The organism is Marinobacterium weihaiense (assembly GCF_019061305.1).
GTDB classification, from domain to species: domain Bacteria; phylum Pseudomonadota; class Gammaproteobacteria; order Pseudomonadales; family Balneatricaceae; genus Marinobacterium; species Marinobacterium weihaiense.
In genome coordinates, this window is sequence record NZ_JAHQZT010000028.1 from 12,435 (window position 1) to 32,136 (window position 19,702).

The 19,702-nt window shown below is 62.3% G+C and carries 17 protein-coding genes; 13 read left to right on the forward strand and 4 right to left on the reverse strand.

Annotation, left to right across the window (positions count from 1 at the left end; genetic code table 11):
* Nucleotides 1-2: 2 nt before the first annotated feature.
* The 7 genes from KTN04_RS14630 (at nucleotide 3) to KTN04_RS14660 (ending at nucleotide 8,068) form a co-directional block, all read left to right on the forward strand.
* Nucleotides 3-1,136 carry an acyl-CoA dehydrogenase family protein gene (locus tag KTN04_RS14630; protein ID WP_217335979.1) on the forward strand — a complete coding sequence of 378 codons (1,134 nt, stop codon included), beginning with the start codon at nucleotides 3-5 and terminating at the stop codon, nucleotides 1,134-1,136.
* Nucleotides 1,117-1,527 (forward strand): MaoC family dehydratase, encoded by a 411-nt coding sequence (locus tag KTN04_RS14635; RefSeq protein ID WP_217335980.1) that lies wholly within the window; start codon nucleotides 1,117-1,119, stop codon nucleotides 1,525-1,527. The genes KTN04_RS14630 and KTN04_RS14635 overlap by 20 nt, the downstream gene beginning before the upstream one ends.
* 16 nt (nucleotides 1,528-1,543) lie before the next feature.
* Complete coding sequence (locus KTN04_RS14640) at nucleotides 1,544-2,719, forward strand: lipid-transfer protein (RefSeq protein ID WP_217335981.1); 1,176 nt, start codon at nucleotides 1,544-1,546, stop codon at nucleotides 2,717-2,719.
* 9 nt (nucleotides 2,720-2,728) lie between these two features.
* Nucleotides 2,729-3,895, forward strand: a complete 1,167-nt coding sequence (locus KTN04_RS14645) for an acyl-CoA dehydrogenase family protein (RefSeq protein ID WP_217335982.1) — start codon at nucleotides 2,729-2,731, stop codon at nucleotides 3,893-3,895.
* Between the two features lie 23 nt (nucleotides 3,896-3,918).
* A complete protein-coding gene (locus KTN04_RS14650) occupies nucleotides 3,919-5,133 on the forward strand; it encodes an acyl-CoA dehydrogenase family protein (RefSeq protein ID WP_217335983.1) in 1,215 nt (404 codons plus the stop codon).
* Nucleotides 5,130-6,263, forward strand: coding sequence for an acyl-CoA dehydrogenase family protein (locus KTN04_RS14655; RefSeq protein WP_217335984.1), 1,134 nt, complete (start codon nucleotides 5,130-5,132; stop codon nucleotides 6,261-6,263). The genes KTN04_RS14650 and KTN04_RS14655 overlap by 4 nt, the downstream gene beginning before the upstream one ends.
* Nucleotides 6,264-6,394: 131 nt before the next feature.
* Entirely contained in the window at nucleotides 6,395-8,068 is a 1,674-nt protein-coding gene (locus KTN04_RS14660) for a methyl-accepting chemotaxis protein (protein WP_254262585.1), read from the forward strand.
* Between the two features lie 60 nt (nucleotides 8,069-8,128).
* Here KTN04_RS14660 and KTN04_RS14665 read toward each other — a convergent pair whose 3' ends face one another.
* The 3 genes from KTN04_RS14665 to KTN04_RS14675 form a co-directional block, all read right to left on the reverse strand.
* Nucleotides 8,129-10,003 carry a methyl-accepting chemotaxis protein gene (locus KTN04_RS14665; RefSeq protein WP_217335985.1) on the reverse strand — a complete coding sequence of 625 codons (1,875 nt, stop codon included), beginning with the start codon at nucleotides 10,001-10,003 and terminating at the stop codon, nucleotides 8,129-8,131.
* A 148-nt stretch (nucleotides 10,004-10,151) separates the two neighbouring features.
* Complete coding sequence (locus KTN04_RS14670) at nucleotides 10,152-12,281, reverse strand: NAD(P)/FAD-dependent oxidoreductase (protein WP_217335986.1); 2,130 nt, start codon at nucleotides 12,279-12,281, stop codon at nucleotides 10,152-10,154.
* Between the two features lie 26 nt (nucleotides 12,282-12,307).
* Nucleotides 12,308-13,138: an alpha/beta fold hydrolase gene (locus KTN04_RS14675; protein ID WP_217335987.1), complete on the reverse strand. Its 831-nt coding sequence runs from the start codon at nucleotides 13,136-13,138 to the stop codon at nucleotides 12,308-12,310.
* A gap of 247 nt (nucleotides 13,139-13,385) precedes the next feature.
* On the opposite strand from KTN04_RS14675, the gene KTN04_RS14680 reads away from it, so the two are divergent.
* The 6 genes from KTN04_RS14680 (at nucleotide 13,386) to KTN04_RS14705 (ending at nucleotide 19,357) form a co-directional block, all read left to right on the forward strand.
* A complete protein-coding gene (locus tag KTN04_RS14680; RefSeq protein ID WP_217335988.1) occupies nucleotides 13,386-14,117 on the forward strand; it encodes an SDR family NAD(P)-dependent oxidoreductase in 732 nt (243 codons plus the stop codon).
* A 7-nt stretch (nucleotides 14,118-14,124) separates the two neighbouring features.
* Nucleotides 14,125-14,754, forward strand: coding sequence for a nuclear transport factor 2 family protein (locus KTN04_RS14685; protein WP_217335989.1), 630 nt, complete (start codon nucleotides 14,125-14,127; stop codon nucleotides 14,752-14,754).
* A 41-nt stretch (nucleotides 14,755-14,795) separates the two neighbouring features.
* Nucleotides 14,796-16,625 (forward strand): long-chain-acyl-CoA synthetase, encoded by a 1,830-nt coding sequence (locus tag KTN04_RS14690; RefSeq protein WP_217335990.1) that lies wholly within the window; start codon nucleotides 14,796-14,798, stop codon nucleotides 16,623-16,625.
* 21 nt (nucleotides 16,626-16,646) lie between these two features.
* Nucleotides 16,647-17,858 carry a thiolase family protein gene (locus tag KTN04_RS14695; protein ID WP_217335991.1) on the forward strand — a complete coding sequence of 404 codons (1,212 nt, stop codon included), beginning with the start codon at nucleotides 16,647-16,649 and terminating at the stop codon, nucleotides 17,856-17,858.
* 3 nt (nucleotides 17,859-17,861) lie between these two features.
* On the forward strand, nucleotides 17,862-18,794 hold the full coding sequence (locus tag KTN04_RS14700) for a bifunctional OB-fold nucleic acid binding domain-containing protein/MaoC family dehydratase (protein ID WP_217335992.1): 933 nt from the start codon (nucleotides 17,862-17,864) through the stop codon (nucleotides 18,792-18,794).
* Nucleotides 18,795-19,000: 206 nt separating this feature from the next.
* Nucleotides 19,001-19,357: a thiol-disulfide oxidoreductase DCC family protein gene (locus tag KTN04_RS14705; RefSeq protein WP_217335993.1), complete on the forward strand. Its 357-nt coding sequence runs from the start codon at nucleotides 19,001-19,003 to the stop codon at nucleotides 19,355-19,357.
* A 76-nt stretch (nucleotides 19,358-19,433) separates the two neighbouring features.
* Here the strand turns inward: KTN04_RS14705 and KTN04_RS14710 are convergent.
* Nucleotides 19,434-19,702, reverse strand: a 269-nt coding sequence (locus KTN04_RS14710) for a tyrosine-type recombinase/integrase (RefSeq protein ID WP_217335994.1), incomplete at its 5' end; no start/stop codon positions are given.

Genomic DNA, 19,702 nt, shown 5'->3' on the forward strand with positions numbered 1-19,702 from the left:
GCATGGACTTTTCACTGACTGAAGACCAGCGCGCCATTGCCGACATGGCGGGCGGGCTGTTTACCGACTTCTGCACCGACGAGAAGCTGCGCGACTTCGATGAAGCCGGCGCCACCCTGATGCAGGATCTGTGGCAGACCTGTGTCGAAACCGGCCTGCACTCACTGTACATCCCGGAAGCAGCGGGCGGCAGTGGTTTGGGCATGACCGAACTGATGCTGGTGTTGGAAGCTCAGGGCAAGGGGTTGGGCCTGGTGCCGCTGTGGCGCCATCAGGTGGCGGCCGCGGCACTGGCCGAGTTTGCACCCGAGCACTTTGCCACTGTGCTGGAATCGGCGGCGACGGCCGAGCAGATACTGACACTGAACACCGCCGATCAGAGCCGTGCGACCGGCCTGGACCTGACCGCCACCCGCAATGCCGACGGCTGGGTGTTGGAGGGTATCGCCCATGCGGTGCCGGGGGCGGGCGAGGCCGCAGCGGCGCTGGTGCTGGTACAGACAGAAGAGGGCGTGCGCCCGGCCTGTGTCGGGTTTGATGCCGCCGGTCTCAAGCGGGTCGAAGGCGTGCTGACCCAGGGCGAGAGCGTGGCCGACCTAGAATTCGACGAGGTCCAGCTGCCGGCGGAGGCAGTCTTGCCGCTGGAAGCCACCGACTGGCTGGAAACCCGCGCCATCGCTGCGCAGGCAGCCCTGCAGTTGGGCGTCAGCGCCGAACAGATTCGCCGCACCGTTGAATACGTCAGCGAGCGTGTTCAGTTCGGCCGACCCATTGGCCAGTTCCAGGCGGTGCAGATGAGCATGGCCGACTGCCAAGTGGCGCTGGAAACCCTGCGTTCGGCGCTGTGGCAGCTGTGCTACCGCCTGGATGCCGGCCTGCCGGCGCCGTCCGAAGCGCTGGCCACGGCCTGGCTGGCCAGCGAAGCCGGTCACAAGATCGGGCATGTTGCCCAGCACGTGCATGGCGGCATCGGCGTCGACAAGACCTATCCGATTCACCGTTTTCTTTACTGGAGCCGCGCCCTGAGTCTGGGCCTGGGCGGCAGCCGAGCCACGCTTGAGCGTCTCGGTGACTGGTTGGCAACTCACGATACCCTGGGATGGAAATATGACCTCGATGAAAACCATGCGATTTGAAGACGTCAGCCTCGGTGATCAGTTGCCGGCGCTGGAAATCCCCATCACCGTGGCGCTGATCGCCGGCGGTGCCATCGCGACCCGTGACTACTTCCCGGGGCATCACGACAAGGATGCGGCTCAGGAACTGGGTTCTCCCCATGTGTTCATGAACATCCTCACCACCAGTGGGCTGGTGGAGCGGTTTGTCGAGCAGTGGTGCGGCCCTGAAGGTCGTTTTCAGGATCTGAAAATCCGCCTGGGCGCGCCGAACTATCCCGGCGACACCATGACCTTCAAGGGCGAGATCACCGCGCTGGATGCGGACACCCGCACCGCCGAAGTGACCCTGAAGGGCAAGAATTCCATGGGCAATCACGTCACCGGTACGGTGGCGGTCACGCTGCCCTGAGCCGGAGGAGAACAGAATGAGCGATAACATCAGCAACAAGGCCGCCATCGTTGGCCTTGGCGCCACCGAATTTTCCAAGAACTCCGGCCGGACCGAGCTGCGCCTGGCGATGGAAGCCACCCTGGCCGCGCTGGAAGATGCCGGTATCGATCCGTCCGAAGTGGACGGTTTCAGCAGCTACTCCGTGGACAAGGTGCCGGAGTACGAGATCGCCCGTCTGCTGGGCTGCAAGGACGTCAAGTTCTTCTCCCAGATCCCGCACGGTGGTGGCGCCGCCTGTGCGCCGATCATGCACGCGGCCATGGCCGTGGCCACCGGTGTCGCCAAGACCGTGGTGGTCTACCGCGCCATGAACGAGCGCTCCTGGTACCGCTTCGGTACCGGCAGCTACGGCTTTGCCGATACGCCGATCTTCGAGAACGTCAACTACGGCTGGTACATGCCGCACGGTTTCCACACCCCGGCGGCCTGGGTTGGCATGTTTGCCCAGCGTTACATGCACACCTACGGCGCCACCTCGGAAGACTTCGGTCGCGTGGCGGTGGCGGTGCGTGATTTCGCGGCGACCAACCCCAACGCCTTCTTCTATGAGAAGCCGATCACCCTGGAAGACCACCAGAACTCGCGCTGGATCTGCGAGCCGCTGCACCTGCTCGACTGCTGTCAGGAGTCTGACGGTGCCGTGGCGATGGTGATCACCAGCGCCGACCGTGCCAAGGATCTGAAGCAGAAGCCGGTGCTGATCAAGGCCGGTTCCCAGGGCATCGCCGATGGCCAGCAGATCATGACGTCCTACTACCGCGAAGACATCACCGGCCTGCCGGAGATGGGCGTGGTGGCGCGCGAGTTGTACCGCCAGTCCGGTTTGGCCCCGGACGATATCCAGACTGCGGTGATCTACGACCACTTCACGCCGTTCGTGCTGCCGCAGCTGGAAGAGTTCGGTTTTGCCAAGCGTGGCGAGGCCAAGGACTTCATCCGTGCCGGGCATCATGCCCGTGGCGGCAAGCTGCCGATCAACACCCATGGCGGCCAGCTGGGCGAGGCCTACATCCATGGTATGAACGGGGTGGCCGAGGGCGTGCGTCAGGTGCGCGGCAGCGCCGTCAACCAGGTGGATGACGTGGAAAACGTACTGGTCACTGCCGGCACCGGCGTGCCGACCAGCGGTCTGATTCTGAGCGCAAGCTAAGGAGGTCACATGTTTGTCGATCTGACACCCGAGCAGCATGCGCTGCGACTGAAAATTCGTGATTACTTCACCAACCTGATGACACCGGAGCTGCGCAGCTCCCTGCGTGGCAAGGAAGGCGGTGACGAGTTCCGCGACACCATCCGCCAGATGGGCAGGGATGGCTGGCTGGCCGTGGGCTGGCCCAAGGAACACGGTGGCCAGGGCTATGCCGCCACCGAACAGTTGATCTTCTTTGAAGAAGCCAACATCGCCGGTGCACCGCTGCCGTTCGTGACTATCAGTACGGTGGGCCCGGCGTTGATGGAGTTCGGTACCGAACTGCAGAAGGAGAAATTCCTGCCGGGCATCGCCAACGGCGAGATCAACTTCGCCATCGGCTATTCCGAGCCGGATGCTGGTTCCGACCTGGCACTGCTGAAGACCAGTGCCCGGGTCGAGGACGATCATTTTGTCGTCAACGGCAACAAGCTGTGGACCTCCGGTGCCGAATCGGCTGATTACGTCTGGCTGGCCGCCCGTACCGATCCGGATCTGCCACGTCACAAGGGCGTATCGATCATGATCGTCGACACTCAGGATCCGGGCTTCTCCCATACCGTCATCCCGACCTGTTCCAACCCGACGGCGGCGACCTACTACGACAACGTCAAGGTGCCGCGCGAGATGCTGGTGGGCGAACTCAACGGCGGCTGGAAGCTGATCACCTCCCAGCTCAACCACGAGCGCCTGGGGTTGGGCTCCTGGTCCGACAAGGTGGTGGGGCTGTTCAAGCGTGTCTACCTCTGGGCCAAGACCAAGGATGAAAACGGTCGCTGTGCCATGGACAAGGCCTGGGTGCGCTCGGCACTGGCCGAGTGCTACTCGCGCCTGGAAGCCATGCGTCTGATCAACTTCCGTATTGCCGCCGATCTGGAAGCCGGGCAGATGGACGTGGCCCTGGCCTCGATTACCAAGGTGTATGGTTCCGAATCTGCCATCGAGATTCTGCGTCGTCTGGTCGACATTGTCGGTGCCAACGGTATGATCCGTGAGGGCTCGGCCGCCTCCCTGCTGATGGGCGAGCTGGAATACGAGGTGCGCGCCTCGGTCACGCTGACCTTCGGCGGCGGCACCAACGAGATCCAGCGCGAGCTGATTGCCCAGTTTGGCCTGGGCATGCCGCGCGGCCGCTAAGCCTGCACGAGGAGATAACAATAATGAGTGCAATTGAAACCTTTCGCGCCGAAACCCGCGCCTGGCTCGAGGCCAACTGCCCCGAGTCGCTGCGCGGCCCGGCAGCGGCCGGCGAGCTGGTCTGGGGCGGTTCCCGGGTCGAGTTCGCCACTGAAGATCAGCGCCTCTGGTTCGAGCGCATGCGTGACAAGGGCTGGTTTTGCCCGGACTGGCCCGCCGCCTACGGTGGCGGTGGCCTGACGCCGGAGCAGGATGCGGTGCTGCAGCAGGAACTGAAGCGCCTCAAGTGCCGCCCGCCGCAGATCAACCTGGGTATCTGGATGCTGGGCCCGGTGCTGCTGGAGTTCGGCACCGAGGAACAGAAACAGCGTCTGCTGACGCCGATGACGCGTGGCGAAGTGCGCTGGTGTCAGGGCTTCAGCGAACCCAACGCGGGCTCCGACCTGGCCAATATCCGCACCGCCGCGGTGGATGCGGGGGATCACTTCGTGGTTAATGGCAGCAAGATCTGGACCTCCTACGGCGACAAGTCCGACTGGATGTACTGCCTGGTGCGCACCGACAACAGCAGCGCCAAGAAGCAGGAAGGCATTTCGCTGGTGGTGCTGGACATGCATGCGGAGGGCGTAGATGCGCGCCCGATTGACCTGATCAGCGGCAAGTCCACCTTCTGTGAAGTGTTTTTCGACAACGTCAAGGTGCCCAAGGAAAACCTGATCGGGCCGCTGAACGGCGGCTGGACCCTGGCCAAGCGCCTGCTGCAGCACGAACGCAGCGCCATGTCCAAGTTCGGCGAGTTCAGCCTGCCGACGCACTTTGACCTGATGAGCATCGTCGGCGATTACCTGCCTCGTTCCGCGTCCGACCGTCCGTCTGATATTGCCCTGCGTGCCCGTGCTCAGGCGGCGGCGCTGGATGAACATGCCTACAACCTGACCGTGCAGCGCATGGGCCAGCAGGCACGCGCCGGCCAGGATGTCAGCGGCATTGCCGCCATCATGAAGCTGGTGCACAGCGAACAGGAAAAGCAGAAATTCGAACTGCTGGTCGATGCCATGGGCCACCGTGCGTTGGGCTGGGACGGTGACGAGTTCAGCGAACAGGAGCTGGCCATCAGCAAGGCCTGGCTGCTCAGCTATACCCAGACCATTGCCGGCGGCTCGTCGGAAGTGCAGCTGAACGTGATCGCCAAGCGCGTACTGGACCTGCCCGATGCTCCCAAAGGAGGCGCTAAATGAACCTGATCTATAACGAAGAGCAGCGCATGCTGCTGGATACGGCGCGGGAATTCTGTGCCGAGCGCAGCCCGGTGGCCTCTATGCGGGCGCTGCGTGATCGTGGCGACGAGCTGGGCTATGAACCGAGTGTCTGGCAGGAGATGACCGCGCTGGGCTGGAGCGCCATTGCCTTCCCGGAAAGCCTCGGCGGCCTGGATTTTGGTTACACCGGCATGGGGGCTGTGTTCGAATCGGCCGGCCGCCACCTGAGCGCCTCGCCGCTGCTGTCCTCCATCGTGCTCTGTGGCTCGGTACTGGAGTTGGGCGGCAGCGAAGCCCAGCAGGCACAGTGGCTGGCCGACATGATCGGCGGCAGCAAACGTCTGGCGCTGGCGGTGGATGAAGGCGCGCGTCATGCGCCGGACCAGCTGCAGCTGCAGGCGACGCGTACCGACGGCGGTTTCGCGCTCAGCGGTGACAAGGTGATGGTCGTGGACGGCCTGGGTGCCGACGCTTTCATCGTGGCGGCCCGGACCGGTGCCGCAAGTGACGCGATCAGCCTGTTTATCGTGCCGGCCGATGCCGAGGGCCTGGTGGTCAGCCGCCAGAACCTGATCGATGCCCGCAACTACGCCCGGCTGCAGCTGCAGCAGGTACAGGTCGCGCCGGATGCGCTGATCGGTGAGCTGGATCAGGGCGCGGCCGTGCTGGAGCAGGCGCTGGACCGGGGCCGTGTCTGCATCGCCGCCGAGCTGCAGGGCGCCTGCGAAGCCCTGTTCCAGATGACCCTGGAATACCTGCGCACCCGGGTACAGTTTGACGTGCCCATCGGCTCCTTCCAGGCGCTGCAGCACCGCGCGGCCTGGATGCACGTGGATCTTGAACTGGCGCGTTCCAGTCTCATGGCGGCACTGGCGGCGATTGATGCCGGTGATCCCCAGGCGTCCCGGCTGGCCAGTCTGGCCAAGTGGAAGGTCGGGCAGATGGCGGACAAGGTCAGCAATGAGGGCGTGCAGATGCACGGCGGCATCGGTGTCACCGATGAGTTGGACGTGGGCTTCTACTTCAAGCGCATTCGCACCCTACAGGCCCTGCTGGGCGATGCGGATTACCACCTTGATCGGGCGGCACCGCTGTTGGAGGCGGCCTGATCGAGACGGCAGAGTAGCCGAGCGGTTGCTCTGCCGTTATTCCATTGACACTAATCGACACCTGCTGGACCGGCCCCGATGCCGGTTTTTGCGTGCGCGCGGCCAGTAGGTGTCTCTGATGAGGGACGGCAATGAAAGTAAAAACAAAATTCCTCTCCATCTCCATCGTGCCCATGATTCTGGTCGTGTTGGCGGTGATGCTGGTGGTGCAGTGGCAGCTGCAGCGACTGGAACAGGAGGAGGTCGCCGGCATTCGCAGCGAGATGCTCAATGCCCGCCAGCAGGAACTGCAGAACTACATCGACATGGCCATGGGGGCCATCCGGCCGCTCCAGCACCGGCTGGACATGCGCTACAACGAAAAGATCGCCCAGGCCACGGAAGTCCTTAACGGCATGACCTTCGGTGACAACGGCTTCATCTACGGCTATGACCTGGATGGCAATATCGTGTTTCATTCTGGCGATCCTGCCTCGATCGGTAAGTCGGTGATCGACATTACCGATCCAGACGGTAAGCCGTTCGTGAAAGAAGTGATCGATAAAGCCTTGGAAGGCGGCGGCTTTGTCGAATACCGCTGGCCGCGTGAGGCTGGTGCCGAGCCCTCGCCACGGTTAACCTTCGCCCGCGAGATCGAGGTCTGGGGCTGGGTCATTGCCACCGGCTTTTTTACCGACGATATTGATGCCGAAGTGGCCCGCCGGGAAGCCAGCATTGCTCATACCGTTACCCAAACCCTGATCTGGATACTGGCCTCTGGCCTGGTATTGGCGCTGCTGGTCAGCGCCGTGAACCTGTTGCTGTCGCGTCGGATGCTGGCGCCTCTGCAAGAGACGGCACAGGCGCTGCTGGACATCGCCGAAGGCGAAGGTGACCTGACTCGACGACTGGACGTGCACAGCCAGGATGAAGTGGGCGATGTGGCGCGCGGTTTTAACGGCTTTGTCGACAAGATTCACCAGCTGGTGCAAGAGGTGCAGGCGGCGGTCGGCTCGCTCAGCGAGTCCACCCGTTCCATGAGCACCGTGGTGGATCAAACCCAGCAGGATACCCGTCAGCAGCGTGACGATACCGGCCGTACCGCCGCGGCCATCGAGCAGATGGTCGCCGCTGTACAGGAAGTGGCCGCCAGCGCCACCATGGCCGCCGAGGCTGCCCGGCAGGCGGATGAGGATGCCCACAGTGGTGATCGGGTGGTGGCCGATACCATCACGTCCATCAATCGCCTGGCGGATGATGTGCACCGCTCGGCCGAGGTGATCACCCGCCTGGGCGATGATGCCGACACTATCGGCACAGTGGTCGGCGTAATCAGCGACATTGCCGAGCAGACCAACCTGCTGGCGCTCAACGCCGCGATCGAAGCGGCCCGTGCCGGTGATCAGGGGCGCGGTTTTTCCGTTGTGGCCGATGAAGTGTGCACTCTGGCCAGCCGGACCCAGCAGAGCACCGAACAGATCCAGAGCATGATCGAGCGGCTGCAGCAGGGGGCCCGTGAAGCGGTGAGCGTAATGGCCAACAGCCGTGAGCAGAGCAGTGCCACCACGGCACGGGCGTCCGAGGCGAGCCAGTCGCTGCACCAGATCACGGCATCCGTGGCGACCATCAATGAAATGAACACCCAGATCGCCAGCGCGGCCGAGCAGCAGACCGCCGTTGCCAACGAGATCGCGTCCAGCGTGCAGCAGGTGGCCGTCATTGCCGACAAGGCGGATCACAACGCCGGCATTCTGGCCGAGACGACGCGGGGCATGAGTGAACTGGAGCAGCGGCTCAACCGGCTGGTGATGACGTTTCGGGTGTGAAAGCGCCTGTCGCCAAGCGCCGGCCGTGATACCCGGGGCCTGGCGGTCGGAGTGAAGGGCTCAGACCTTGAACGCCGACACTGAGTCCTGCAGACGGGTGGCCTGTTTGGCGACCTCGTCGCTGGCGACGGCATTTTGGCGCACCTGCTCGTTGGCGGTGTCCATGATGCTGCGGATCTGTTCCACGTTGCGGGTGATTTCGGCGGCCACGGCGGCCTGCTCTTCTGTGGCCGAGGCCACCTGTGTGGTCATGTCGACGATCATGCCGGCGCCGGCGACGATCGTTTCCAGCGCCTGAATGCTGCTCTCGGCGCTGGTGGCATTACGGTGGCTCTGTTCGGCACTGGCGTGCATCAGCTCCGCCACCTTGCGGGTACGGCTCTGCAGTTCGCTGATCATGGTTTCGATTTCGGTGGCCGAGCCCTGGGTGCGGGCCGCCAGGCTGCGGACCTCATCGGCCACGACCGCAAAGCCCCGTCCCTGTTCACCGGCACGGGCCGCTTCGATGGACGCGTTCAGCGCCAGCAGGTTGGTCTGTTCGGCGATGCCCTTGATCACGTCGAGGACGGTGCCAATATGCTCGGCATCCGCCTGCAGGGCTTCCACGCTCTCGGAGGTGGTGTGGATCTGCTCCGCCAGATGGTGAATGGCCTGGATGATTTGGCTGATCGTCTTCTGGCTGTTCAGGGCATTCTGCTGGGATTCCTGTGCGGTACTGGAGGTGGTCTCGGTATGGCTGGCAATCTCCTGCATGGCGCCTTCCATCTCCTGCACGGCGGCCGCGACCTGCACTACCTGGTGTTGCTGTTGGCTCAGGCCCTGGGACGTTTCCGTGGTGGTCGCCGACACTTCTTCGGCAGCGGTACTGAGCTGGACGGCGGCTTGGTTGACCCGCTCGATCAACTGTTGAAAGGCGTCCATCATGTTGTTGAAGTCGGTGCCCATGGCGGCGATTTCGTCCTTGCCACGGGCATCAAAGCGCAGAGTCAGGTTCTGTTCGTCGCGCGCCTGCTTCATCACTTCGGCCAGGCGGCCGACCGGTGACAGGATCGAGCGTGCCAGCAGCCCCGCGACCACGACCACCAGCAGCAACAGCACGGCGGCGGTCACCGTGGCCAGCAGCTGCTCGTGCCGGGTGCGTTCGGCAACGGCGTTTTCCAGTTCGCCCACCAATGCATCCATCTGCTGCTGTGTGGCATCAATGGCGCTCCACATCTGGCGGACCAGGTTCTCCGGGTTGTCGGCTCGTGTCGGCAGTACCCGTTCCATCTGCGTGGCCAGCGTCAGGAAAGCCCGGCTGTAGTCATCCAGCGCCTCGCGGGCCTGGCGTTTCTGTACCGGGTCAAGCAGCGGGTCGATGGCAACCTTGTCCAGGCCATCGGCTATGCGCTGGCTGAAACGCTGCAGTTCTTCCGGTTGGCTGTGCAGCAGAAAGTCTTTCTCGCTGCGGCGCAACTGCAGGATCGCCACCTGCAGCGGCAGTGAACCGGCCTCTGTCATCAGTGCCTCGGCCCGGTGGACGGACTCGCGCATGGCGCCATAGAGCCCTGCATCGGGCGTCAGACCGATCTGTTGATGCTGGGCGACCAGCGCCTTGAAACGGTCGTTGTAGGTTTGCAGCAGGCGCTTGATGTCGCTGGTGCGGCTGGCATCCAAGCCGGTGGCGAGCAGCTGTTCGCCCAGTTGATCCAGGTTGTCCATCATGGCGGTTTCGCTGCGGTTATGGTGATCGAGATAATCCGGGTCCAGCGTGGCCATGAAGTCCTTTTCGTGACGCCGCATCATCATCATGTTGTTTTCGACCACCTGGATTTTGATGATGGCGCCCTGGAGTTGGTCCAGGGTGTTGAGTACTGACTGCATCATTCCATAAACGGCGGCCATGGCCAGTGCGGCCAGTGCGACCAGTGCTATGAGCTTGTTCCTGATGGTCATCGTCCGACTCCGCTGAGCAAGCAGGTTTGATCAAAAGGGAATGGCTGCCATCCATTGCAGGCAGTTCTTAGCAGTATATGCCAGATTGGCGAGGGTGCAGGGCGGGTGAAACAAATGAAGGGCGGGGCCGCATAAGGCCCCGCGGTTGTCAGACGGCCACGGCGGCTTGCATGCCGGTCTTGAGGGCGCCTTCGATATAGGCGACGTCAGCGCCATCACCGATATTGATCACCTCGGTACCGCCTTTTTCCAGGCAGCGGCTGAGGCAGGGATTGGTTTCGGCGCCGATGGCCAGTACCACGGAATCGGCTGCGACTTCGTGGCAGTTGCCCTCCTGGTCGGAGTAGCTGACGCTCTTCTTGCCGATGGTCTGCACCCGGGCGTGCTTGACCATGGTCACGCCATGGCTTTCCAAATTGTGCAGCACCTTCCAGCGGCGCACGATGGACAGCTCGGCGCCCAGGTCCGCGCCCGGCTCCAGCACCTGCACTTGGCGGCCGCGCTCGACCAGGAACTCGGCCAGTTCCAGACCGACCAGACCGCCACCAATGATCACTACCTGTTTGCCCAGGGGCATCCACAGTTTGGACAGGCTCTGGATCGCCTCGGTGCTGTCGGTGACACCGACCAAAGAGCCTGACTTCATCATCATGCGCTGGGTGATGCTGAGCTTGCGCTTGGCAATGTCATCGCCTTCGCCAGTCATGAGCTTGCGCAGCTCATCGCCGGACCAGACATGCTTCTGGTCGGCACCGGGAATATCCGGGGCATTACGTCGGGCACCGGCCGCGACAATGACCTGATCCGGCTTGAGCTGATTGATCAGGGCTTCGTCGGCATTGGTATTGAGGCGCACCTCGATGGGCAGATCGCGTACCTGCTTGATCAGGTAATCCAGCAGCGGGCCGTTTTCCGGGTAGGCCAGGGCGGCGAAGAACAGGGTGCCGCCCAGGCGACCGCTGCGTTCCACCAGGGTGACCTGATGGCCGCGCAGGGCACTGACGCGAGCGGCTTCCAGGCCGGCCGGACCGCCACCGACGACCAGCACCTTTTTCGGCTGATCGCTGGCGATCAACTGCAGCTCGGACTCGTGGCCGGTCTGCGGATTGACGGCGCACTTGACCCGCTCGTTGACGAAAATCTGGCTGACACAGGCATAGCAGTAGATGCAGGGGCGCACGTCAGCGGCGCGGCCTTCTTCCAGCTTTTTCGGCAGCTCGGGGTCGGCCAGCAGCTTGCGGCCCATGGCGACGAAATCGCATTTGCCCTCACCAACAGCCTTGTCGGCAACCTCAGGGTCCAGGCGGCCGGCGGCAGTGACCGGAATGTTCAGTGCCTTGCGGATGTGTGCGGCCCAGTCGAGGAACATGGCACGTTCCTGGGGAATCGGGGCCTTGGTAAAGGCGTTGCCGCTGCTCAGGTTGGCATAGGCGGACACGCTGATCAGATCAATGCCGGCCTCCTGAGCCATCTGCGCCGTGCGGGTGGCGTCTTCCAGACTGATGCCGCCTGGCAGGTCCAGTTCGATGGCGTCCATGCGCATCCACACAGGGTAATCCCGGCCCACGCGCTCGCGTACCGCCTGAATCACCTCCAGCAGCAGGCGGGCACGGTTTTCCAGCGGGCCGCCGTATTCGTCATCGCGCGTGTTGTAATAGGGCGAAAGAAAGCCGGCGATGATATAGGTATGACCGGCGTGGATCTCGACGCCGTCGAAGCCTGCTTTTTGCGCGCGCTCGGCGGCATCGGCAAACCAGGTCACCATCTGCCGAATATCGTCCTTTTCCATCACGCGGATGCGCACGCCCGATTTTTCGCGGCCCTTGGACGAGCTGATGAAGCGGCCCAGCTCGGATTGGGTCAGGGAAGCGAACATATCGGTGTTGGCAGCCGGCGGCATGGACGGCACCCAAAGCTCACGACCTTCAGCGAGGTCGCGTACCGAAGTCTTGCCGGCATGCTGCAGCTGCATGGCGATTTTGGCGCCGTGCTTGTGGACGCGGTCGGTCAGCTGCTTAAGACCGGGGATGAAGTCATCCGAGGATACGCCGACCTGGTAGGGCTCGGCGGTGCCAGCCGGGTAGGCGATGGAACAGACGCCCATGGTGAGCATGCCGGCACCACCCTTGGCACGGGCTTCATAAAACGCCTGGATACGTTCGCCACAGGTGCCGTCCTGCTCGGCGTAGTTGGAGCCCATGGGGGCCATGAGAATCCGGTTTTTCAGCTCCAGGGAGCCGATGTTGCCCGGGGTAAAAAGATGTTGATAAGCGGCCATAGCTCTCACTCCTGTCTGCGTGCGGCTTAACCGTGCTGCAGAAAATCGATACAGGTGCGGTTGAACAGGTCGGTGTGTTCCACCTGAACCCAGTGGCCGCAGCGGTTAAGCATCAGGAAGCGTGCGTGAGGTGCCTTGTCGAGGAACTTGAAGACGCCTTCGACCGGGTTGAAGCGGTCGTTGTTGCCCCAGAAGCCGAGGATGGGGCAGGTCAGCTCGCCCAGGCGTTCGGTCATGTTCGGCACCATCATGGTGGAGAACAGGTTGGCCGGCTGGGTGACGGCCACGGCGGCACGCTCTTTCAGCAGTTCGTCATCCAGCTGGGAGGCGTCAAACAGCTGCAGCTGCATCACCTGGCGCATCTCTTCAACGCCCATCGGACCCTGGCCGTACACTTCGACCATGCGCACGATGCCTTCCATCTGAAAGTAGGTTTCACGCTCTTCCACGCCACCCGGTGCCATCAGCACCAGACGTTCAACCGTGCTCGGATGCGCCAGTGCCTGACCCAGTGCGATGGCGCCGCCCAGAGAGTTGCCCAGCAGAGTGCAGCGCTCGATGCCGGTCGCCTGCAGGAACTGGTTCAGACACTCGACAAAAAACTCCAGGTTGTAATGGGCATCTTCCGGCTTGCTGGAGCGACCGAAGCCGGGCAAATCGAGCACGATATTGCGGTAACCGGCCTCGGCGAAGAGCGGGTAGTTGGTCTTGAAGTTACTGAAGCCACTGGCGCCGGGACCACTGCCGTGCAGCCACAGCACCACGGGGCCTTCGCCCACGTCCAGATAATGCAGGGTCAGACCGTTTTCGAGTTGGGCGTACTGGCCGACCGGCAGTGGCAGGTCCTGATGATCCATGGTGTTCTCCTTATTATGGTGGTGCGCGCGGCACCGCGGACAGATCGGGTCGCGTTCATCCTCTTATCGCCAACGCCAAGCGGCATCGTCCGTTCAGACCAGTGCCGGCGCTGCCCGGATCATCGGTCAGGGGGTCGGGTGGCTTAGTCTTGATGGACGATGTCCACCTTGCGGGGCTGGTCGAAGATGCATCACACAACAAGAACCTGAATGGAATGCGCCGGCAGGTGCATGGGGAGAACGTGTGATGAAACATCAGGACAAGGTGGTATTCGTGACCGGTGCCGGACAGGGCATGGGGCAGGCTGTGGTCAAGCTGTTTGCAGCCGAGGGCGCCAAGGTGGCCGCCATCGACATCAACCAGGAGGCGGCGGAAGCCACCGCAGCGGCATGCGAGGGCGAGGTGATTGCCATTGCCTGCGACATTGCCAACAGCGAATCCGTACAGGGCGCCATGGCGCAGGTAAAGGACGCCTTTGGCCGTCTTGATGTGGTCATCAACAATGCCGGTACCGGCTCGGTTGACGAATTCCTCAACACCCCGGACGAAAACTGGGACCGTGTCATCGGCGTCAACCTCAAGGGTACCTTCCTGTGCTGCCGCGAAGGCGCGCGCCTGATGGTGGAGAACGGCGGTGGCGCCATCATTAACGTCTCCAGCTCGGCGGCCGTATCCGGCGAAGGCCCCAGCCACTACGTGGCCTCCAAGGCTGGTGTCATGGGTCTGACCCGCAGCATCGCCCGCGAGCTGGCGCCCAACGGCATCCGCGTCAACACCCTGGTGCCGGGTGCAACCAATACGCCGATGATGCAGGGCATCCCGGAGGAGTGGATGCAGCAGATGATCAGCGCCATTCCCATGGGGCGCATGGCCGAGCCGGAAGACGTGGCCAAGGTAGCGTCTTTCCTGGCCAGCGACGATGCCGGCTTTGTCACCGGCCAGAACATTGCCGTCAACGGCGGCATGGTGCTGATCTGAGGTGCCTATGACTGAACTGACCCTGGAACAGCGCATCGACCGCCTGGAATCCACCGAAGCGATCCGCCAGCTGGCGGGCAAGTATTCGCTGTCGCTGGACATGCGCGACCTGGATGCGCACGTCAATCTGTTTGCCCCGGACATTCGCGTGGGCCGTGAAAAGGTAGGCCGTGAACACCTGAAAGCCTGGGTGGACACCACGCTGCGGGACCAGTTTACCGGCACCTCGCACCACCTGGGGCAGCACATCATCGAGTTCGTCGATGCCGATCATGCCATCGGCGTGGTGTATTCCAAGAACGAGCACGAGACCGGCCCCGAGTGGGTGATCATGCAGATGCTGTACTGGGACGACTACGAGCGCATCGACGGCCAATGGTATTTCCGCCGTCGCCTGCCGTGCTACTGGTATGCCACCGACCTGAACAAGCCGCCCATCGGCGACATGAAAATGCGCTGGCCGGGCCGTGAGCCTTATGAAGGCACTTTCCATGGCCTGTTCCCGTCCTGGCAGCAGTTCTGGAGCCGGCGTCCGGCGGCGGATCAGCTGCCCGAGGTAGCGGCCCCGGCCCCGGTCGACCGTTTTTTGCAAACCATGCGCGGTGACACGCCAGCGCCGAAGATTCGGGTGCGCTGAGCGACCGAATGACTCAATCGATAACAAGAAGGAATGAGCGCATGAGTACAACTCTTTCCGACCAGCCACAGGTCGCGGTGCCGCGCGAGGTCACCCAGCAGAAGCTGGATCGGCGCGCGCAGGCAGCGGGGCTGATCAAACCACTGGATCTGTATACCATCGCCGATCGCGTCGAAGCGCAGGCCGAAGCCCTGGGAGACCATCCCTTCATCATCTATGGCGACCGCCGCCTCAGCTATGCCGAAGTGGACGCCCGTGCCAATCAGGTGGCTCATGCGGCGCTGGCCTGCGGCCTCAAGCCCGGTGATGTCTGCGCCATGGCGATGGAGAACCGCCCCGAATTCTTCACCACCTGGTTCGGCCTGACCAAGATCGGCGTGGTCGTGGCTTTCATCAACAACCAGATCAACGGCCGTCCGCTGCAGCACGCGCTGGAGTCTACCGACGCCAAGGCGGTCATCGTGGGCGAAGAGTGTGCCCACCTGTTCGCCCAGACCCCGGATCTGAACGTACCCCAGTGGTTACTGCCCGATGCCGAGAAACCGGCAACGGACGCGGACCTGGCCGGTCTGAGCCGTGACTACATCAACGCGCTGGAGAATGCCCCCCGTACACAGGTGGACAAGGCTCACAGGGCTGGCATCACCGCTGAAACACCGACGCTGCTGATCTTCACCTCCGGCACCACTGGCCTGCCCAAGGCCGCGATCTACAGCCACATGCGCTGGTTGTGCTCGGGTGACGTGATGGAAGTGACCATCAGCGCTACGCCGGATGACGTTTTTTACTGCTGCTTGCCGCTGTATCACGGCGCGGCTGCCACCTCGGTCACGTCCACCGCATTGCGTGCCGGCGCGTCCATTCTGGTGCGACGCAAGTTCAGCGTCAGCCGCTTCTGGCAGGACGTGCGTGACAACGGCGTGACCGTGTGTCAGTACATCGGCGAGATCTGCCGCTACCTGCTCAACCAGGATACCGACGCCGGTGATCACCAGCTGCGCTGCATGATGGGAGCCGGCCTGACCGCCGAGTCGTGGCGCCGCTGGGTTGAGCGCTTTGGTCAGATGGACATCTATGAAGGCTGGGGTTCAACCGAAGCCAACACCAACCTGATCAACGTCGACAACTTCATCGGCTCCTGTGGCCGCGTGCCGGACTGGAACAAGACCAACTTCCGCCTGATTCGGTACGATGTAGAACGCGACGCGCATCTGCGTGATGACCAGGGCCACTGCATCCAGTGCGAGCCGGGTGAAGTGGGCGAGGGGATCGGCATGATCATCAACCACCCCGAAATCGGCGGGGGGCGTTTCGAGGGCTACACCTCCAGGGAAGCCTCCGAACAGAAGATTCTGCGCGATGTCTTCAGCGAGGGCGACAGTTGGTGGCGCTCGGGTGACCTGCTGCGCTATGACGAAGACGGCTATTTCTACTTTGTCGACCGCGTGGGCGATACCTTCCGCTGGAAGAGCGAAAACGTGTCGACCCAGGAAGTGGCCAGCGCGCTGGATGACTTCACGGGCGCCGAGCTGATCAACATCTATGGCGTACAGGTGCCGCAGCACGAGGGCCGTGCCGGCATGGCCGCCATCGTTATGCAGGAAGGCCAGGTGTTTGATCCTCAGGCCTTTTACGACCTGACCGAAGAACGCGTGCCGCGCTATGCTGCACCGCTGTTTGTCCGGGTCAGTGCGGCGGCCGATATGACCACCACGTTCAAGCTGCGCAAGGTGGACCTGCAGCGCCAGGGTTACTGTCCCGAGCAGTGCCAGGACCCGCTCTATGTGCGTGACGACAAGGCCGGTACCTACCGTCCCTATTCGGCCGAAGCACTGGCCGATGTTGGGTTGCCGCCATTCGAATATCAATAACAAGGGCGTCGGAGAGATACGATGGGATTGAGAGGAGACGCCGCGATTGTAGGCGCGGCACAGTATAAACCGGAAAAATACGCCACGGCGCCGCAGATGTTCCACCTGGAGCAGGTGGCCGATCTGGCGGCTCAGGCACTGGAAGACGCGGGCCTGAAAGCCAGCGATCTGGACGGCCTGGTTATCAACGGCCCCCAGTTCCATGAAGCCTCGGTCTTCGTACCGGCCATGGCCGCGGAATATCTGGGTATCGAACTGAACTTTGCCGAAGTGGTCGATCTGGGCGGTTGTACGCCGGTGGGCATGGTCTGGCGTGCCGCCGCCGCCATCGAAATGGGGCTGTGTGAAGCGGTGCTCTGCGTGATCCCGATGCGCATTGCCCCCTTCGGCCCCAGTGAAGACCCGGCCTGGATGGCGCGCGCCATGCGCTTTGGTGGTCATAGCACCGCGTACGGCGCACCCGAGGCCGAGTTCGACCTGCCTTACGGCCATATGGGCCAGAACACCGGCTACGCCATGATTGCCCAGCGTTATGCCGCGCAGTACGGCTATGATCAGGCGGCCATGGCCAAGCTCTGTGTCGACCAGCGTACCAACGCTCAGGCCAACCCGGATGCCATGTTCTTCGGCAAGCCGCTGACGGTTGAAGAAGTTCTCGGTTCCAAGATGGTGGCGGATCCGCTGCACGTACTGGAGATTGTCATGCCGGTGGCCGGTGGTGCTGCCGTGATCGTCACCTCCAAGGAGCTGGCGGCCAAGACCAAACACCGCCCGGCCTACGTCAAAGGCTTTGGCGAGCGTCTGTCGTTCAAGTCACCGTCCTACGCCAACGACATGACCGTGACCCCAGTCGCCGAGGCCGCCAAACGCGCCTTCGCCATGGCCGGCGTGAAGCCTCAGGACATGGACGCCGCACAGATCTACGACTGCTACACCATCACCGTGTTGCTGTCGTTGGAGGATGCCGGCTTCTGCCCGAAAGGGGAGGGGATGCGGTTCCTCATGGAGAACGACCTCACCTTCAAGGGTAACTTCCCGCTCAACACCCACGGCGGCCAGCTCAGTTTTGGTCAGGCCGGTAGTGCCGGTGGCTTCTCCCAGGTGATCGAAGCCTACACCCAGATCGCCGGGCGTGCCGATGCGCGCCAGCTGAAACGCTGTGATCAGGTGTTCGTCTCCGGTACCGGTGGCGTAATGAGCGAACAGGGTGCATTGATTCTGCAGGGGGCCTAAGTCATGAGTCTGAAACCGATGCCAGAGATGACCGAGATCTCCAAGCCCTTCTGGCAGGGCCTGAACGAAGGCGAGATCCGTATCCAGCAATGTAACGCCTGTGAAGGTTGGGTGTTTTACCCGCGCCGTCACTGCAGCCACTGCCTGTCCCACGACCTTGAATGGAAGCCGGTGACCGGCGAGGGCAGGCTGTACAGCTACACCCTGACCCGCATTCCGACGCTGCCGGAATTTGCCGACGAGATGCCGCAGGCACTGGCGGTGGTTGAGCTGGAGCAGGGCGTGCGCGTCAACACCACCCTGGTGGGGCTGGCCGAGGACGAGATCAAGGTGGGCATGGCGCTCAAGCCGGTGCTCGACCAGGTGGATGCCAAGGGCAACACTCTGCTGCGCTTCACCGCGGCCGACAAGACGCTGGATAGCCTGCCGTATGTGAATCCGCTGGACAGCCTGCCTCGCAACGACAAGGGCCAAGTACAGGTCGGCGTCGATAACCCGGTCGCCTTGCAGGCACTTGTGAGTGACGAGTACACCGAATGGAGCAACAGCATTGTGGTGGATCAGGACCTGATCAACACCTTTGCCGAGCTCTCCGGTGACAGCTACTGGATCCACACCGATCCGGAACGGGCCGCCAAGGAAAGCCCGTTCGGCACCACCATCGCGCACGGTGCGCTGGTGCAGATCCTGCAGTCGCGCCTCAACTTCGCGCTGCCGTTTGAAATTACGGGATTCCAGACCATGGTCAATTACGGCTCTGACCGTCTGCGCTTCCCGGCACCCGTTCCGGCCGGATCCGAGATCCAGGCCCGGGCGCGGGTGAAGTCGGTGCAGCAGTCCCGAAAGGGCACTGCGCTGACGCTTGAGGTCAATATCCACGTGGTGGGTAATGACCGCCCCTCGGTGATCAACGATCTTGTGATCCTCTATCGCTGATTGTCGTTTGTTCATGCTGTGTGCTTTGTTTTGCCGCCCTTCGTGAGAGGGGCGGCTTTTTTGCGTTTGAATTGCCACAGAATTTTGTTGGTTGGCTGGTTGGCTGGTTGGCTGGTTGGCTGGCTGGGTCGTAGTAGCAGCACCCAGGCAAGCGTATTTGACTATTCTTAAGGCTGAATCAATTCAATACTGTGGTGAAGCCAGCGATGCCAGTCCCCGACACCCGGATTACGGTTTTTTATGACGGCGCCTGCCCAAGATGCATTCGTGATCGGGAAAACTATGAACGCCTTGACCCCGAAGCGGATGAGCATCAAGTGGTGTGGTTTGATATCACCGGCCAAGCGCAAACCTTGCGGGAGTTGGGCATCGATCCGCAAAAAGCGCTGACCGAACTGCATATTCGCACCGCTGATGGCCGCATCCTGTCCGAACTGGACGCCTATCGCGTTTTGCTGGCGCGTATCCCCCGTTACCGATGGCTCGGCCATCTGCTTGGCTGGCCGCTGATAAGACCCCTTGCCAGCCGCCTTTATCGCTGGCTGGTGATTAGGCGTTTGTGAAAAGCTGGGCGGATTTGATGGTTTTGCGCACAAAGCGGACGTTAATGGGAATCGGAGTTTGGCGGTAGCTGCTCGTTTATAACTCATCCAAAGGGCTTCGAGTTCCGGCAAAATGTTGTCCGATTACGTGGGTGTATATCTGTGTTGTACGCACATCGCTGTGGCCAAGCAGTTCCTGTACAGTCCTGATGTCGCGTCCAGCTTCAAGTAGTTGAGTAGCGAACGAGTGGCGAAACGTATGACAGCTGACTCTTTTATGTTGAATATTCGTTTTTGCTATAGCAGCCTTCAAGGCTTTTCTGGGCACCGAATCATGTAAGTGATGCCGACATAGTTCGCCAGTAA

Coding starts and splice junctions, on each gene's coding strand:
- KTN04_RS14700 (WP_217335992.1), top strand. CDS start 17,862: ATGAGTCTGAAACCGATGCCAGAGATGACCGAGATCTCCAAGCCCTTC.
- KTN04_RS14685 (WP_217335989.1), top strand. CDS start 14,125: ATGACTGAACTGACCCTGGAACAGCGCATCGACCGCCTGGAATCCACC.
- KTN04_RS14650 (WP_217335983.1), top strand. CDS start 3,919: ATGAGTGCAATTGAAACCTTTCGCGCCGAAACCCGCGCCTGGCTCGAG.
- KTN04_RS14635 (WP_217335980.1), top strand. CDS start 1,117: ATGAAAACCATGCGATTTGAAGACGTCAGCCTCGGTGATCAGTTGCCG.
- KTN04_RS14660 (WP_254262585.1), top strand. CDS start 6,395: ATGAAAGTAAAAACAAAATTCCTCTCCATCTCCATCGTGCCCATGATT.
- KTN04_RS14675 (WP_217335987.1), bottom strand. CDS start 13,138: ATGGATCATCAGGACCTGCCACTGCCGGTCGGCCAGTACGCCCAACTC.
- KTN04_RS14665 (WP_217335985.1), bottom strand. CDS start 10,003: ATGACCATCAGGAACAAGCTCATAGCACTGGTCGCACTGGCCGCACTG.
- KTN04_RS14630 (WP_217335979.1), top strand. CDS start 3: ATGGACTTTTCACTGACTGAAGACCAGCGCGCCATTGCCGACATGGCG.
- KTN04_RS14680 (WP_217335988.1), top strand. CDS start 13,386: ATGAAACATCAGGACAAGGTGGTATTCGTGACCGGTGCCGGACAGGGC.
- KTN04_RS14695 (WP_217335991.1), top strand. CDS start 16,647: ATGGGATTGAGAGGAGACGCCGCGATTGTAGGCGCGGCACAGTATAAA.
- KTN04_RS14640 (WP_217335981.1), top strand. CDS start 1,544: ATGAGCGATAACATCAGCAACAAGGCCGCCATCGTTGGCCTTGGCGCC.
- KTN04_RS14705 (WP_217335993.1), top strand. CDS start 19,001: ATGCCAGTCCCCGACACCCGGATTACGGTTTTTTATGACGGCGCCTGC.
- KTN04_RS14655 (WP_217335984.1), top strand. CDS start 5,130: ATGAACCTGATCTATAACGAAGAGCAGCGCATGCTGCTGGATACGGCG.
- KTN04_RS14670 (WP_217335986.1), bottom strand. CDS start 12,281: ATGGCCGCTTATCAACATCTTTTTACCCCGGGCAACATCGGCTCCCTG.
- KTN04_RS14645 (WP_217335982.1), top strand. CDS start 2,729: ATGTTTGTCGATCTGACACCCGAGCAGCATGCGCTGCGACTGAAAATT.
- KTN04_RS14690 (WP_217335990.1), top strand. CDS start 14,796: ATGAGTACAACTCTTTCCGACCAGCCACAGGTCGCGGTGCCGCGCGAG.